At 45.3% G+C, this 16,337-nt stretch carries 16 protein-coding genes; 7 read left to right on the top strand and 9 right to left on the bottom strand.

Going from position 1 to position 16,337, the window contains the following annotated elements; genetic code table 11:
* The first annotated feature begins 5 nt into the window (after positions 1-5).
* Complete coding sequence (locus tag GJU82_RS15820) at positions 6-176, top strand: hypothetical protein (protein WP_153633039.1); 171 nt, start codon at positions 6-8, stop codon at positions 174-176.
* Positions 177-281: 105 nt separating this feature from the next.
* On the opposite strand, the gene rsmG is transcribed toward GJU82_RS15820, so the two are convergent.
* The 3 genes from rsmG to GJU82_RS15805 are packed head-to-tail and all read right to left on the bottom strand — an operon-like array spanning position 282 to position 2,649.
* Positions 282-902: a 16S rRNA (guanine(527)-N(7))-methyltransferase RsmG gene (gene rsmG, locus GJU82_RS15815; protein WP_228488734.1), complete on the bottom strand. Its 621-nt coding sequence runs from the start codon at positions 900-902 to the stop codon at positions 282-284.
* An 8-nt stretch (positions 903-910) separates the two neighbouring features.
* Positions 911-1,564, bottom strand: coding sequence for an RNA polymerase sigma factor (locus GJU82_RS15810; protein WP_228488733.1), 654 nt, complete (start codon positions 1,562-1,564; stop codon positions 911-913).
* Positions 1,522-2,649, bottom strand: a complete 1,128-nt coding sequence (locus GJU82_RS15805; protein WP_153633037.1) for a glycosyltransferase family 2 protein — start codon at positions 2,647-2,649, stop codon at positions 1,522-1,524. The genes GJU82_RS15810 and GJU82_RS15805 overlap by 43 nt, the downstream gene beginning before the upstream one ends.
* Positions 2,650-2,798: 149 nt before the next feature.
* Here GJU82_RS15805 and tgt point away from each other — a divergent pair, with 149 nt between their 5' ends.
* The 4 genes from tgt (at position 2,799) to GJU82_RS15785 (ending at position 7,139) form a co-directional block, all read left to right on the top strand.
* A complete protein-coding gene (gene tgt / locus GJU82_RS15800) occupies positions 2,799-3,929 on the top strand; it encodes a tRNA guanosine(34) transglycosylase Tgt (protein WP_153633036.1) in 1,131 nt (376 codons plus the stop codon).
* A gap of 36 nt (positions 3,930-3,965) precedes the next feature.
* A complete protein-coding gene (locus GJU82_RS15795; RefSeq protein WP_228488732.1) occupies positions 3,966-5,063 on the top strand; it encodes an LptF/LptG family permease in 1,098 nt (365 codons plus the stop codon).
* Positions 5,064-5,240: 177 nt separating this feature from the next.
* Positions 5,241-6,785: an acyl-CoA carboxylase subunit beta gene (locus tag GJU82_RS15790; RefSeq protein ID WP_153633035.1), complete on the top strand. Its 1,545-nt coding sequence runs from the start codon at positions 5,241-5,243 to the stop codon at positions 6,783-6,785.
* Positions 6,786-6,818: 33 nt separating this feature from the next.
* A complete protein-coding gene (locus GJU82_RS15785) occupies positions 6,819-7,139 on the top strand; it encodes a biotin/lipoyl-containing protein (protein WP_153633034.1) in 321 nt (106 codons plus the stop codon).
* Between the two features lie 90 nt (positions 7,140-7,229).
* Here GJU82_RS15785 and ispE read toward each other — a convergent pair whose 3' ends face one another.
* The 4 genes from ispE to GJU82_RS15765 all read right to left on the bottom strand — a co-directional run bounded on the left by ispE (position 7,230) and on the right by GJU82_RS15765 (position 12,542).
* Positions 7,230-8,048, bottom strand: coding sequence for a 4-(cytidine 5'-diphospho)-2-C-methyl-D-erythritol kinase (gene ispE, locus GJU82_RS15780; protein WP_153633033.1), 819 nt, complete (start codon positions 8,046-8,048; stop codon positions 7,230-7,232).
* A gap of 237 nt (positions 8,049-8,285) precedes the next feature.
* Complete coding sequence (gcvP, locus tag GJU82_RS15775; RefSeq protein ID WP_153633032.1) at positions 8,286-11,156, bottom strand: aminomethyl-transferring glycine dehydrogenase; 2,871 nt, start codon at positions 11,154-11,156, stop codon at positions 8,286-8,288.
* A 90-nt stretch (positions 11,157-11,246) separates the two neighbouring features.
* Positions 11,247-11,885, bottom strand: coding sequence for an MBL fold metallo-hydrolase (locus GJU82_RS15770; RefSeq protein WP_153633031.1), 639 nt, complete (start codon positions 11,883-11,885; stop codon positions 11,247-11,249).
* Between the two features lie 12 nt (positions 11,886-11,897).
* Positions 11,898-12,542: a protein-L-isoaspartate(D-aspartate) O-methyltransferase gene (locus GJU82_RS15765; protein WP_153633030.1), complete on the bottom strand. Its 645-nt coding sequence runs from the start codon at positions 12,540-12,542 to the stop codon at positions 11,898-11,900.
* A gap of 127 nt (positions 12,543-12,669) precedes the next feature.
* Between GJU82_RS15765 and GJU82_RS15760 the strand changes: the two genes are divergently transcribed.
* Positions 12,670-13,557: a hypothetical protein gene (locus GJU82_RS15760; protein ID WP_153633029.1), complete on the top strand. Its 888-nt coding sequence runs from the start codon at positions 12,670-12,672 to the stop codon at positions 13,555-13,557.
* Between the two features lie 107 nt (positions 13,558-13,664).
* Entirely contained in the window at positions 13,665-15,080 is a 1,416-nt protein-coding gene (locus GJU82_RS15755; protein WP_153633028.1) for a sugar transferase, read from the top strand.
* A gap of 8 nt (positions 15,081-15,088) precedes the next feature.
* Here GJU82_RS15755 and thpR read toward each other — a convergent pair whose 3' ends face one another.
* Both thpR and GJU82_RS15745 read right to left on the bottom strand, forming a co-directional pair.
* A complete protein-coding gene (gene thpR, locus GJU82_RS15750) occupies positions 15,089-15,652 on the bottom strand; it encodes an RNA 2',3'-cyclic phosphodiesterase (protein WP_153633027.1) in 564 nt (187 codons plus the stop codon).
* Complete coding sequence (locus GJU82_RS15745; RefSeq protein ID WP_153633026.1) at positions 15,649-16,302, bottom strand: DUF4294 domain-containing protein; 654 nt, start codon at positions 16,300-16,302, stop codon at positions 15,649-15,651. Before GJU82_RS15745 ends, thpR begins: the two co-directional genes overlap by 4 nt.
* Positions 16,303-16,337 lie beyond the last annotated feature (35 nt).

Genomic DNA, 16,337 nt, shown 5'->3' with positions numbered 1-16,337 from the left:
GACTTGTGGATTATGATCAGGAGCTCATCCAATCGAAACGAAAAGCTGCCGATTGCCTTTACGCTCATGGCAACAAGCTAATGCAAAACAGTGGTAAGAAATCCATCCGCCAAGCTTATGACGAATTCACGAAAGTGAAAGATGAAAGAGGATACCGGCGATTACACCGACATTAACCAAAAATTGCCGATGCCCTTGAGCGCGGAATGAGGCGTGTTTTGGTACAGGCTATCACCAAAATATTGAGAAGTAACACGAGTAATATTTATAAACCGGAAAAATTACAGCGAAAGACAAAGCACTTTTTTGGTTTCGAAGAAAGGTTCGCTGAAAAAATCAGCAATCGGATAAATTTCCACATCCCGGCGGAATGGTTTAATTTCACCGGCAAAGTCACCACCCTTAAGATAAATGATTCCGTTGGGACGTGCGTTTTTTTGCTCTTTGGCAACGTTTTTCCGGACCATCGCCACGAACTTGGGGAAAGCAGTCACAGCACGGCTTACAACAAAGTCGAATGGTTCCTTTACCTGCTGTACCCTCATATGAACACCTTTTACATTCGTCAAGCCCAGCGCACCAGCCACCTCATTTACCACTTTTATTTTCTTCCCTATGGAATCGACCAACAGAAATTCCGTTTCCGGGAAAAAAATGGCTAAGGGAATTCCAGGGAAACCGCCGCCGGTTCCCACATCCATGATACGTGTCCCCGGTACAAACCGAATCACTTTCGCAATGGCCAACGAATGCAATACATGATGAACGGGTAGTTGATCGATATCCTTCCGGGAAATCACGTTGATTTTTTCGTTCCATTCGCGGTAAAGCGGTTCAAGACGGGCAAAACGGCCGTATTGCTCCGGTGTCAGATCGGGAAAATATGGTTGAATCATATCCATTGCCATGCTCATTTGCCCTTTTCGTCGGAACCCATTTCTGTCTTCTTCAACAGGTTAAACAACATTTCACGGGCACGAAAAAGCTGCACTTTTACAGTTCCAAGGGGCAAATTTAATTCTTTTGCTATTTCATCGTACGAATACTCCTTGAAATATCGGAGCTCAACCAACATACGATAACGGGGCTTCAACCGGCCCACCATCCGGCGAAGAATGTTGGCCCGCTGCTGGCGAATATATTTTTCTTCCGGCGAAAGCGTTTCTGATTTAAAATTGGAATTGTATTCCGAATCGTTGCGGTCGGTATCCGGATTCTCCAGCGGAACGGTATTGGTCCTTCGCTTGCGCAGAAAATCAATACCGTTATTCGAGGCGATGCGGAACAACCAGGTACTAAAAGCAAATTTGGGCGAATATTGATGAAGGTTGGTAAAAGCCTTTCCAAAAGCTTCGATGGTCAAGTCCTCGGCATCGGCCCGGTTATTAACCATCTTTAGCAACATAAAATAAATAGCATCTTTATAGCGGTTCATCAGCCGCGCAAAAGCATGCCCGTCCCCTTCCCTTGCCAGCCTTACCAGCTCAAGGTCCCTCCGCGCATTCTCAGATAAATTGGGGTTTATTTCCATTTCTTCCTCTCCGCCGCAATGTGCTGTCTCCAACTCATCCAACCATTAATTAGCGGCAGGCAGGTCCTATACAAAAAGCTTCGAAAAACTAATCCTTTGTCACCCAACTGTTTCGAGGCAGCTATCATTAACAGGAATTCCACAAAAAACCGGAATGCCCAAATGCCCAGAATCCAAAACCGATAAGGCGATATAACCATAAGAACCAGCAAGGCAACATCTGTCAGAATCCTGCTTACCGTATCAAGCGATAAATATAAACGCTGAGATACAGAAAATTTTCTTCTTAATAACAAATGTTTCTTTTTTAAGTTCATCCAGTCGTAGTACATCAACGGACCGGAAATACCCACGGAAGTAGCCGAATCAAAGGCAATAACAGAATTGTTTTTCCGCGATAATTTGTTGACAAACATTTCGTTTTCACCGAAAGGGGTATCCAGTTGGGCAGCAAAACCCCTTTTTTCAAGGAAGTACTTCCGGCGATAAGCCAGGTTAATGTTCGAAATAGGCATTGGTAACCCGAAAAACCAGGCCGGACCATAACGAAGCATCAACGTAAAGTTTTCAATACGTGTCCACGATTTTCCATAACCGGAAGTATGCGAGTAATTAACGTATCCGAACACAATGTCTTTCCCCGGTTCCAAATAAGCTGAATAGGCATCGAGCCAACCCGGGCCGGGCACCACGACCTGTGGATCGAGGAAAATTAACCAATCGTTGGTGGCAGCCCGGATGCCAACGGTTAACGCAAGTGCATTGGCAAAATCCGTTTCCTGTTTGACAATGGTTGTTTTCAAATGTGGATACTTGTGTTTCATTACCCTCAGTACACTATCCGTGTGATCGGTTGAGCAATCATCGACCACTACAACCTCATAATCCGGGTAATTTTGCTCAAGCAACAACGCAAGGCCCTCTCTCAGTTCTTCGGCATAATTCCGCGAGGTAATAATTATTGAAACAGAAGGTTTCCCGGTTGAGACCCCTGGCTTCTTTCGGAAAATAAGCGAGGTGAGCGAAATCAGATAAACCAACTGAATAAGCGTTCCCATTGCAAAAACAGCCATTCCGATAAGTTCAACCAAACTAAATGTAAGAGTATCTGTCAGCATTATTCTATTGGATTTCTGAGTCTCTCAAAAATATATAATGACGGAGTATAATACCTACATATCGTTAATTTTTTTTCACATATCGCGATCATAAGCTCTCCGGGGATATTACACCATAATAACTATCTTTGTGCGTCAAAATTTTGGTAATGAAATTCGAACTACAATATACACTGCAGGGCACCAAGGCCCGTGCAGGAAAACTTCAGACTGCTCATGGTGAAATTGAAACACCAATTTTTATGCCTGTCGGGACGGTGGGCTCTGTAAAAGGTGTCCATTTTCGTGATTTAAAAGAGGATGTAAAAGCCCAGATTATCCTGGGAAACACCTACCATTTATACCTTCGTCCGGGTATGGACACCATTGAGCAGGCAGGAGGTTTGCATAAATTCAACGGCTGGGATGGCCCGATCCTCACCGACAGCGGCGGTTTCCAGGTTTTCTCGTTGGGCGATATCCGCAAATTGTCGGAAGAAGGAGCCAAATTTCAATCGCATATCGATGGTTCGCAACATATGTTTACTCCCGAAAAAGTCATCGATATTCAGCGAATCATTGGAGCCGATATCATCATGGCTTTCGATGAATGCCCTCCAGGCGATTCGAATTTCGATTACGCAAAAAAATCACTGGAACTGACCCAGCGCTGGCTGGAACGTTGCGTCAAACGCTTCGATGAAACGGGACCGAAGTATGGTTACGACCAAACGCTCTTCCCCATCGTTCAGGGCGGCGTTTATCCGGAACTGAGAAGGAAAGCAGCTGAGCACGTCACCTCTTTCGAACGCGACGGTTATGCCATTGGCGGTCTTTCGGTGGGAGAAAAAGAGGAAGATATGTATTCGACCATTGAGGTGGTGAACGAAATTCTTCCGGAAGATAAACCCCGTTACCTGATGGGTGTAGGAACTCCTATCAATATTTTGAAAGCCATCGACAGAGGTGTAGATATGTTTGACTGTGTGATGCCCACCCGAAACGGCCGTAACGGGATGCTGTTTACCAGCGAAGGCATTATCAATATCAAGAATAAAAAGTGGGAGAACGATTTTTCTCCTGTCGACCCGAATGGCACTTCGTTTGTTGATCATCATTATACCCGTGCTTACTTGCGCCATTTGTTCCGGTCGAAAGAAATGCTGGGAGCGCAAATCGGAAGTCTCCACAACCTGGCCTTTTATTTATGGCTGGTTAGTGAAGCCCGGGAGCAGATCAAGGCAGGAACTTTCAACCAATGGAAGAATGTTATGATTGAAAAACTGGGACGCCGTCTATAGTTTCAAATAAATTCGCCGAAAATTACGCTTATTCGCATGCTGCTGTCAAAACCATTTCTGAAAAAGATTGACATATACATCATCAAAAAGTTTCTGGGAACCTTTTTCCTGGCTATCGCCCTGATTATTGGTATCTCGATTGTTTTTGACATTTCCGAGCACATCGACGAATTTATCAGTCGCCATGCTCCGCTGCAGGCCATTATTTTTGATTTTTACCTGAACTTCATCCCTTATTTCGCCAATCTGTTTAGTAGTCTGTTCACCTTTATTGCGGTAATTTATTTTACCTCGAAGATGGCCTACAACTCCGAAATTATTGCCATCCTCGCCAGTGGCGTGACATACAAACGACTAATGCGCCCCTATATGATCGGTGCCGGAATTATTGCGACGATGTCGTGGGTGCTGGGAAATTTTGTCATCCCGCCGGCCAATACCATTCGTATCAACTTTACCAACACGTATCTCAAAGGTGAGTATAACAATAATGACCGGAACATCCACCGACAACTGGAACCCGGCCTGTATATCTACATGCGTAACTACAACAACAAAAACGACGTTGGGTACAAATTTTCTATCGAAAAATTCAAAGATCACAAACTTGAATCAAAGCTGATTTCGGACTACGTAAAATGGGACCGCGACAAAAAGAAATGGGTGATTCATAATTACTACATACGCGATCTAAGTGGTCCGGACGAAAAAATTACCTCCGGTGCTGTAATCGATACCACCCTTCGGATGAAGCCGGAAGATTTTGACCGCCAAAAGAACCTCGAAGAAACCATGAACTACTGGGAGCTGAACCATTACATCGAGGATTTGAAATTGCGCGGCGTAGACAATGTGGTGCAGTACGAGATCGAAAAACACAAACGAACTTCAGGTCCTTTTTCCACATTTATTCTTTCGATCATCGGTGCCGCACTGGCTTCGCGTAAAATCAGGGGAGGAATGGGCCTTCACCTGGGTATCGGGCTGTTACTCAGCTTCTCCTTTATCATGTTCCTACAAGTATCGACAGTTTTTGCCACAAAGGGAGGGATGGATCCCTTACTGGCAGTTTGGATACCCAACTTCCTGTATGCCATTATAGCTATCTTTTTATACCGGTGGGCCTCCAAATAATCGACCATTAAATACTGTTATTCAATTTTTTGATATCTAAATAGATAGAGATATCATTTAATGCCGGGGCATGCTCTTTCCCGGCATTTTTTTTATAATTTTGGCCCCTGAAGTAGACAAACTTTATAGGTGATCGGCCTGATTTTTCAGGAAGATCTTGAATTTAAATCGTAACCTATGTCATTAAAAAGAAACATCCTGGACCTCCGTAAACGTAAGCAGGAGGTACAGTTGGGGGGTGGTGAAAAAGCCATCGAAAAACAAGTGGCCATGGGTAAAAAGACGGCCCGTGAGAGAATCATGTCTATTCTTGACGAAGATTCTTTCCACGAGTACGATCTTTTTGTAGAGCACACAGCTCGTGATTTCGACATGGACAAAAAGGTGTTGCACGGCGACGGTGTTATCATCGGGACAGGTACCATTTACAATCAACCTGTTTGTATCTATGCACAGGACTTCACCGTAGCCGGTGGTTCGCTCGGTTTGATGCATGCCCGCAAAATCACCAAAATCATGGACCACGCCCTGAAAATGCGCGTTCCGCTTATCGGTATTAACGATTCCGGTGGGGCCCGCATCCAGGAAGGTGTTAATTCCCTAGCTGGTTATGGTGAAATTTTCTACCGGAACACCAAAGCTTCCGGTGTTATTCCGCAGATTTCAGTTATCCTCGGCCCCTGTGCCGGCGGGGCCGTTTATTCTCCCGCTTTAACCGATTTCGTTTTCGTAGTGGAAAATATCTCCAAGATGTTTATCACCGGACCAAATGTTATTAAAACCGTACTGGGCGAAGAAATTAGTATGGAAGAACTGGGTGGAGCCCGCGTACACAGCGAGATTACCGGTAATGCCCATTTCTACGCCGAAAGCGAGGACGAATGTTTTGATCAGATCAAGAGTCTTATTTCATTTATTCCATGGAATAATACCCAAAAAGCACGCAAATTTCCACCGCAGGAACCAACCTCTTCTCTCAATATTGAAGAGATTGTTCCTTCAGACCCGCGTCGTCCATACGACATCCGCGACATTATTCGCGCGGTGACCGACAGCAGCGAGTTCTTCGAAATTATGGAGTACTTTGCCAGGAACATCGTTATCGGCTTTGGACGCCTAAAGGGCGACACGGTCGGTTTTGTGGCAAACCAGCCTAAATACCTGGCCGGTGTGCTCGATTGCGACAGCTCGGATAAAGCAGCTCGTTTCATCCGTTATTGCGACGCGTTCAACATCCCGATTGTGACCCTCGAGGATATGCCGGGTTACCTGCCTGGCGTTGACCAGGAACATGCCGGTGTGATTCGCCACGGAGCCAAATTGCTGTATGCTTACAGCGAAGCAACCGTACCGAAAATCACCGTTATTCTGCGCAAAGCATACGGTGGAGGATATATTGCCATGAACTCGCGCCACCTGGGTGCTGACTTTGTATTTGCATGGCCTACCGCCGAAATCGCTGTGATGGGACCGGAAGGTGCTGCCAACATTGTCTTCCGTAAGGAGATTGCTGAAGCAGAAAATCCGGATGAAGTCCGGAAACAGAAAATTGAGGAATACAAAGAGAAATTTGCCAACCCGTATGTAGCCGCTGCGAAAGGATACATTGACGAGGTAATTGAACCGGCTGAAACCCGCTCCCTGTTGATTCACTCGCTGACGCTGTCGGACAACAAAGTGGATGCCCGCCCGGCGAAAAAACACGGTATCCCTCCGTTCTAAATCAAGACTTTCTGTTAACCAAATCCTTTCAAAATGGAAGAAAGTACACCAAAATACCAAACCTTTGTAGTGAACAGCGCCAAATACAAAACACTGTATACAAAGAAGTTTGAAATGCGAAAAAAATGGGAACGTCCTGATATGAATGAGGTTCGTTCCTATATTCCGGGTACCGTTCTGAAACTGATGGTCAAACCAGGCCAGAAAGTGAAAGAGGGCGAATGCCTGCTAATTCTTGAAGCCATGAAAATGGAGAACAAGATTGAAATGCCCTTCGATGGAAAAATCAAAGAGGTCCACGTCAAAGAAGGCATCAGAATTCCGAAAGATGTACTGATGATCACTATCGAATAAACAACAAAAGCTGCCTCATCCCGGGGCAGCTTTTGTTATCTTTTCCCTGTTTTTTCCGAGAGGGAAAGAGTAAATTCTTCCTGAAAAAGATTAAAAGATCTCCGACCAGATGAAACTGCCTTCCGGGAAATCGCTGTCGCGCCAAATCGGTTCGTTGCGGAAAAGACCGAAAACAGACGAGCCACTTCCCGACATGGAAACATAAACTGCTCCCCGCTCAATCAGTTTCTCTTTGATGGCTTTAATTTCGGGAAACCGTTGAAAAATTCCCGTCTCGAAATCATTGACGACATTCCCCTGCCAGTTATTTACCGACAACCGAATGGCTTCTTTTAATCCCACATTTGGCTTCCCTGGCAGAACACCGGCATATGCTTCTTTAGTACCCACCACAACCGGCGGTTTTACCAGCAACAGATGCCATCCGGCCAAACTTAGCGGAAGTGGTTCAAGCTTCTCCCCGGCTCCGGACGCAAATAAGGGTGTATTTTTGAGGAAAAATGCGCAATCGGCACCCAGCCTTGCAGCGGAAGATAAAAGCTTTTGTTCGGGGATGTTCAGGCCAAAAAAGTCATTTAGCCCCTTCAACATAAAAGCGGCATCAGAAGAACCACCGCCCAAACCAGCCCCAAATGGAATAACCTTATGCAAATGAATGTCTACTCCGGGCAGCGTATAATCAGCAGCCAGCATTCGGTATGCTTTTACCACCAGGTTATCTTCCGGTCTTCCACCTACCTCGATTCCACTATTGCTGAAACGCACTTCCCCCGTCCGGTTTTCAATGAATTCCAGACCGTCCCGTAACTTCAGCGGATAGAAAACAGTTTCCAGCTCATGGTAACCGTCATCCCGCTTTCGCAGAATATGCAGGCCAATGTTAATTTTGGCGTTAGGAAATACAATCATCGGTTGGTAAAATAAAGAGGGTGTCCGAAAAGTCCAAAGAGCATTTTCAGAACTATCAAATTGTAAGTACAGCTTAAGTTATTTACCCCTTAATTAAATACAGCCTGAAGGGGGACTTTTAGCCTCACCTTTAAGGAGTCCCGATGGACACCGGGAGGAGGGGTAAATCCAGGATTGCTTTCAATTTGAAAGTTAACACTGTTTCAATTCAACTTTTCGGACGCCCTCTTCATGAGGTTATTTGTCCATATAACTTTCCAGTGGTTCACAAGTACAAATCAGGTTCCGATCACCATAGGCATCATCAACGCGGCTGACGGGTACCCAGAATTTGTTATCACGGAGCCAACCGAGCGCATAGGCTGCTTTTTCGCGGGAGTAACTGTGCTTCCAGTCGTCAGTCATCAAAACTTCGGCTGTATGCGGTGCATTCTTCAGAACGTTATCATTCGCATCGGCTTTGCCTTCTTCAATCTCTTTAATCTCGCTGAAGATGCTGTTCATGGCTTCCACAAACCGGTCGAGCTCTTCTTTCGATTCACTTTCGGTTGGCTCCACCATCAGTGTTCCGTGTACCGGGAATGAAAGAGTCGGAGCATGAAAACCGTAATCCATCAATCGCTTGGCAATATCGGCTTCGGTTACACCAGCCGAAGCTTTCAGGTGACGGCATTCCAAAATCATCTCGTGTGCTACCCGTCCTTTCTCCCCGGTATAGAGAATACCGTAATTATCCTTCAACAACGAAGCAATATAGTTGGCGTTGAGAATAGCAATCCGGGATGCTTGCGTTAAACCATCGGCCCCCAGCATTTTGATGTATCCGTAGGTAATGGGCAATACCGAAGCACTTCCCCACGGAGCGGCTGATACAGCGTGTAAGCCCACGTGCCCGTTATTCATTACCGGATGCGAAGGAAGAAATTCCACCAGGTGTTTTGCCACGCCAATCGGGCCAACACCCGGGCCACCTCCGCCGTGCGGTATGGCAAATGTTTTATGCAGGTTCAGGTGACAAATATCGGCTCCAATTCGCTTCGGATTCGTCAGTCCCACCTGTGCATTCATATTGGCACCATCCATGTACACCTGGCCACCATTTTTGTGAATGACGCCGCACATTTCGACGATAGCCGATTCGAACACTCCGTGCGTTGACGGGTAAGTAACCATGAAGGCCGACAAGTTATCCTTGTGTTCTTCGGCTTTCGCCCGAAGCGCACCAACATCAATATTTCCGCGTTCGTCGCAAGGTACGACCACCACTTTCATGCCGGCCATAACAGCACTGGCCGGGTTAGTCCCGTGTGCCGATGAAGGAATCAAAACGACATTCCGGTTTCCTTCGCCACGGCTTTTGTGGTATTCCCGGATCACCATCAAACCGGTGTATTCGCCTGCAGCTCCTGAATTAGGCATAAGGGAAATATCGTCGAAGCCGGTAATTTCGGCCAAATCGCGACGCAGTTCTTCCATCATTTCGTGGTAACCCATGGCCTGATTTTTCGGCACAAAAGGATGAATTCCACTGAACTCAATCCAACTGAGCGGAATCATCTCGGTAGCAGCGTTCAGCTTCATGGTGCACGATCCCAACGAAATCATTGAATGCACCAACGAAATATCTTTTTTCTCCAACCGCTTGATGTAACGGGCCATTTCGGTCTCGGAGCGGTACTTATTGAAAACCTCCTGGGTCAGATACGCTGATTTGCGGCCGTATCTTTTGTCGATGATGGAGTTCTCCGGAATCTCAGAGATGACCGGAATACGTTTGTTGGCCGCTTTCGCAAATACTTCCAGAATCCAGTTGATGTCTTCCAGGTTCGTCGTCTCGTCGATGCTGAGCCCTACCTCACCCGTTTCGAAGTAGCGGAAGTTCATTTCCAAATCGAGTGACAGCCACTCAATATCCTCTTTCTTTACGTGGCGTGGTAACGAAATACGGATGGTATCGAAGAAATTGGCATTCTCTTGCCTGTAGCCGAGTTTTGTAATCTCGTCGCCCAATAAAACACCAATGCTATGTACCCTGTCAGCAATTCCCTGGATACCTTCCGGCCCGTGATAAACGGCATACATTCCGGACATGGTAGCCAGAAGCGCCTGAGCTGTACAAATATTGGAGGTTGCCCGTTCGCGTTTGATATGCTGCTCGCGGGTTTGTAATGCCATGCGCAGTGCCGGTTTCCCCGTGGCATCTTTTGTCACACCGATGATTCGACCGGGCATAAAGCGTTTGTCGTCTTCCCTGATAGCAAAGAATGCAGCAGAAGGGCCGCCATATCCCATCGGTACCCCGAAACGCTGAGCAGAACCGAAAACCACATCAGCGCCCCATTCTCCCGGAGGGATAATAAGCGCCAGTGCCAGCAAATCGGTCGCTACCGAAATCTTACAATCGTTATCGTGCAGACGACTGGTGAAGTTGCTATAATCTTCTACCTCACCTTTCAGGTTGGGATACTGGACTATTGCGCCAAACCAGTTTTCTTCAATCTTGTCGCGCGAAAAATCACCTGCCTTCAACTCAATTCCCAACGGTTCGGCACGGGTTTGCAACACGTCAAGCGTCTGCGGCCAAACGTTCTCATCCACGAAACAAACATTCGCCCCGGCTTTCTGTTTTCCGCGACTGCGGGTCGCATACATTAGCGACATCGCTTCGGCTGCAGCGGTGGCTTCATCGAGCAATGAAGCATTGGCCAGGTCCATAGCAGTCATTTCGCAAACCATGGTCTGGAAATTCAGCAATGCCTCCAAACGTCCCTGGGAAACTTCCGCCTGGTAAGGCGTGTAGGAAGTATACCACACCGGGTTTTCGAGAATATTACGCTGAATAACTGCGGGGGTGATGGTGTCATAATACCCCATACCAATGTAAGTATTGAAGACCTTATTTTTGGCAGCCAGTTTCCTGATTTGTTTGAAATAGGTCCGTTCGGTTAAACCATTGGGTAAATTCAGTGGTTTTTCCAAACGAATATTGGACGGAACCGTCTGATCAATCAGTTCGTCCATTGATTTTACGCCGATAACCCGCTGCATTTCTTCTAAGTCACGCTCCCGGGGGCCTATATGGCGGTTGACAAATTTATCGATTGCCATCGCTAGTCATTTTAGTTTATTATATGCCGACACAATTTTAAGGTCTTCTGCAATAGGAAAACATGATATTTTTCCTTTATCCAAACCGTTTTACTGAAGAAACGGATTATTCTTTATTTCGTCTCCGATTGTGGTCTCCGGGCCATGGCCGGAAAATACTTTGGTTGCCGGATCCAAGACGATTAATTTGGATTTTATCCCATTGATTAACGATTCGTGATCGCCTCCGGGTAAATCAGTTCGTCCGATGGAACCATAAAAAAGGATATCACCTGCGATCAACACTTTTTCTTTCGCATTGTGGAAAGCGACACCGCCAGGAGAATGTCCGGGAACATGAATTACTTTCAAAGTCGAATTTCCGAACGTGATTTCATCACCTTCGTTAAAGAATTTCCCCGGCTTCGGAGGTTGGTGCATCGCAATGCCAAACATTCCTCCTTGCTCTTTTGCATTCGAAACCAACGCATCATCACCCTGATGCATTTCCACTTCCAAATCCCACTTCCGTGCAGCGAAACCGTTACCAATCACATGATCGAAATGGCCATGAGTATTCAGCAGTTTGACCGGTTTTAATCCCTTTTCTTCAATAAAACCAGCCAGCGCTTCTTCTTCCGAAGGATTTGAGCACCCTGCATCGATTATGGCACACTCGCCTGTTTCATCCCATATCACGTAAGTATTTACTGCTACCGGATTAAATGTAAACTTTCGAATTTCCATCATAGCGTTCTTGTATTATTCTGATTTTCCGCCAACAAGCGGGACAAAAATAAAACCACCTCTATCTTCTGTTCGATATTCCGTTTCCGACTCCCTGATAACCAGCTTCATTTCCTGCCGGTGTTGCGGGCCTACCGGAATTACCAAACGTCCGCCTACCTTCAATTGTTCCAGAAGTGATCCGGGAATGTAAAGCGCTCCGGCCGTGACAATTATTTTATCAAAAGGTCCGTATGTAGGAAGACCTGCATAACCGTCTCCGTGAAAGAACATCGGTTCATAACCAATGGATGGCAATAATGCCCTTGCCTTATCGTATAGTTCACGATGACGTTCGATGGTAAAAACGGTGGCGCCCATTTCACAAAGTACCGCAGACTGATAACCTGAACCTGTTCCAACTTCCAGTACTTTGTCAAACTTTTTTACTTCGAGCAGTTGGGTCTGAAAAGCAACGGTGTAAGGTTGAGAGATCGTTTGTCCTTGCCCAATCGGGAAGGCTTTATCCCGGTAGGCAAACTGAACAAAGCTACTATCCATAAAAAGATGACGGGGCACCTTCCCAATGGCTTCCAGTACATTTTCATCCGTTATCCCTTTCGCCTGAATCTCGCTAACCAGCTTTCGCCGCAGGCCACGATGTCGGTAGTTATCTTCCAATCGCCGTTCATTTTTCTATTTCGCCAACAAAAATACCTTTCAATTGTGGGTTTTTCAACAAAAATGGTTGATAAATAAGCAAGTTAATAGATTCTTCTGTACACTTAGCCTATGTACATTTGTGTATATGCTTAAACCCGGAATCATTTTACCTCCCCGCCCAAAATATGACCTTATCGGGAAATTGCCTGGTAAAGGGAAATTGCACTGGTATGTTTTTAATAATCATAAAAAGTGGAATTTAACCGCACATGCACATTTTAGCATTTATGAAAGCGGTGTTATTCCATTGATTTCGGATATCCTGTTTGTTCTCGACCGGGATTTTTGCCGTTTTGAGTATTTAACGTTGGCTATCCGGAATTCGTGCCATCTATTTATCGACACGGTTAAGCTGCTCTCAATATCACAACAAGAGCAATTAATCGAACTGGCGCACGAAGCAGGTACGCAGATTGCCGTAAGGGCCGACCAACTATATGAACCCTTGACACGGCAATTACTTCAAGCAAACCAGTATCCGCGCATTGTGAAGGGTGAACATGCATCGACAAAATTCCAGGGAGATTTATTTGATCACATTACCGGATTCTTCCGGATTCTTCTAAAACTAAATCGAACAGAAATAACAGAAACGGCAGTGGCCGGCGGTAGTTTTTTATCTGATGCTACTGATTTCATCGATATCCATCTGGATTTTGCTGACGGAATGGTTGCCTCACTCTCTTTCAGCAGTCTAAACACTTCTGATTCATCCCGCTTATTCATATACCGGAATGGTGGCCTGCTGGATGTCAACTTTAGGGCAAACAGGCTGACGCTAATACCGGAAAATAGGACCATCCCATTTTCCGAAACAGCTGTTCATGAAACCCTGATTCGCCAGATGGATGACTTCCTGTTAAGCGTCAATAACCTGGAGTATTCTATTCATTCACTGGAAGATGAGAAAGAAGTTTTTCTTTTGGTGAACCGAATAAAAGAGCAACTTCGGGTAAAATCCATTTCCATCTAACCAAATTTTGTATTCATTTGTATAAGTTTTTTAAAAGCCCGGGCGTTTTGTAAATCATAAAGCGCCAATTTTAAACGGGATCAATAAAACCTAACCTCGTCGTTCAGATGAAAAGGAGAGCTTTCCTGATTAGTTACCTTGTTTCAGATTATTTAGCCGCTATGTGCGCCTGGATACTATTTTATCTGTACCGAAAACATTATGCTGAAGCTTTGATTTTTGGACACAACCATACCATCGAATTTACGCAGCAGTTTTATCTCGGTATAGTACTGATTCCGCTCTTTTGGCTTAGCTTGTACGCGATTTCCGGATTTTACAATGATGTTCTTCGAAAGTCACGCTTGCTGGAGTTGGGACAAACGATTTTCTCGGCCGTGCTGGGTTCGCTTTTTATCTTCTTCATGTTCCTTCTCGATGACTATATTCCTGACTACACATACTACGACAAACATGCATTGGCCCTACTGGTTTTTCAGTTCGTTTTAACCTACATACCCCGTCTGGCCATTTCATCCATCATGGTTCATCAGTTCAAAACGGGGCGAATTGGATTCCCCACTCTGATTATCGGGACGAATGAAATGGCTGTTCACATTACCCAGGAGTTGGAAACGCAGGCGGTGCCTACCGGGAATAAAGTGATTGGATATGTTGCATTAGATGAGTGTGAGAAAGAAACGGAAGTTCCCCACCAACAAGTGTTGGGGCAATTAAATGATATACCTGGGATCATCAACAAGTACAATGTTGAAGAGGTAATTATTGCCTCTGAATCATCGGATCATAAAAAGCTGAACGACATTATTAACCGACTGGCCGGGCGGAACATCATCATACGCGGTATCCCCGATATTTATGCCATCCTTTCGGGTGCTGTAAAAATGACCACCGTCTATTCAAGCCCGCTAATTCAGATTTCAAACGGCATCATGCCGGCATGGCAACAAAACATCAAGCGACTGCTTGACATATTTATTTCAATTATGGGCCTGATTATTTTGTCCCCTCTCTCCTTCGTTTGCATTATTGGCGTGCGGCTGTCTTCACCCGGCCCCATTCTTTATCGGCAAGTTCGTATCGGACGTTACGGAAAACCGTTTACCATGTACAAATTCAGAAGCATGTACAATGATGCTGAAAAAAATGGTCCCGATTTGTCCAGCCAAAACGACCAGCGTATTACCCCATTCGGACGGTTTCTCCGGAAATCGCATTCCGATGAAATACCACAATTCATCAATGTGCTGAAAGGTGAAATGTCAGTGGTCGGGCCCCGGCCTGAGCGGGCTTTTTATATTGAAAAAATTGAAAAAGCTGCACCCCATTACCGGCATTTGCTCCGAATTCGCCCGGGAATTACCAGTTGGGGACAAGTAAAATATGGTTATGCCGAAAATGTGACACAGATGATTGAAAGGCTTCAGTATGACCTCATCTATCTTCGAAATATGAGTTTGTATGTGGATTTTAAAATCATCATCTACACGGCGATCAACATCCTGCAGGGACGAGGAAAATAAAACAACAATTAGGCACCAAGGGAAAACTTCTGAATAGGACGGTAAAACGGACCTGCTGGTTTTAGGATACTTTCGTAGAAAACCGTCTCTTTTATCATCATACGTTGGAACGTTACCTCACGGTAATCTTCAAGTTTCTTTTTTAAATTATCAGCTTCTTTGAGCCATTTAACACGCCCCAATGTCAAATGCGGACGGAATATCCTGTCTTCACTTTCAAAACCTACACTCTGAACCAATGATTCAACTTCACGGGCAAGCCCGGATAACGCTTCGTTTTCTTCGAATCCAATCCAAAAGATTTTAGGATTTTGCACTGAACCAAACTTTCCGGATCCTTTCATCTCAATTTCAAAAGGTTTATACCGGTTGAATAAACCTGGCGCTTCATTCAAAATTTGTCCAATTTGTTCCTTCGTAGTGCTTCCTAAAAACCGCAATGTCAGGTGCATGGTAGCCGGATTTACCCAGTTAATGTGGCTACGCCCTAATTCTCGCTGCAATTCGTGAATAAATGCTAGCAGCTTCTCTTCCGGTTTGATATTTACGGCAATGAAAGTGCGTTTGCTCATATTGCCCCCTGATCGATTTGCTGTACAATATTTTCAATCATCCAGTCTTCACCGTAAGGGTTGTAACGGACCTTTAAATCGTTTCCAAACAGACGGGCAACCGTTTGCCAGAAGAACGCTGTAAACCCGCCCCGGAACTCCTTGATAATCGCATACGACGAATGCCCGGTTTCCCGGTCAATCAACTTCATTAGCACTCTTCCTTCAGAGATTTTCATGTGCTTTATCTCGTCGCCATATTCATTCATCAAGTCTTCCTGTATCTGTTTGATATACTTTTTACGCTGCCGTTCCGTCTTCAGCGTCAAATAAACTTTGTTGTATTCCTCCAGTTTTTTTGCAGCTAATTTGGCCATTGGGTACACCTTATTAACAATCGATACAAGCCGGGAATAACGGCGTTGCTTCCTCCGGTAATACCTTCGGCTATGGGGCTTTACCTGAATAGGCTGAAGTTCGACATGAGGAATGGAATCGCCCCTCCCGGCCAGTGAATCAGGTAATTCAGGAGGAATAAGAACCACCTGCCCACCTGCTGATACCGCAAGGAATAAAAAAAACAAAATGTATACCCACTTTTTCAACTCATCCTCCTTCTTTACCGTATAAAAATAACAATTGACAAAAGAAAATGATACAATAAAAGACATTGCTAAACATATCTCCCGCAAAATTCAGTCCACCC

The organism is Prolixibacter sp. SD074 (assembly GCF_009617895.1).
Taxonomy (GTDB): domain Bacteria; phylum Bacteroidota; class Bacteroidia; order Bacteroidales; family Prolixibacteraceae; genus Prolixibacter.
The sequence above is the reverse complement of the archived record's forward strand: the minus strand, read 5'-3'. Positions and strand labels throughout refer to the sequence as shown.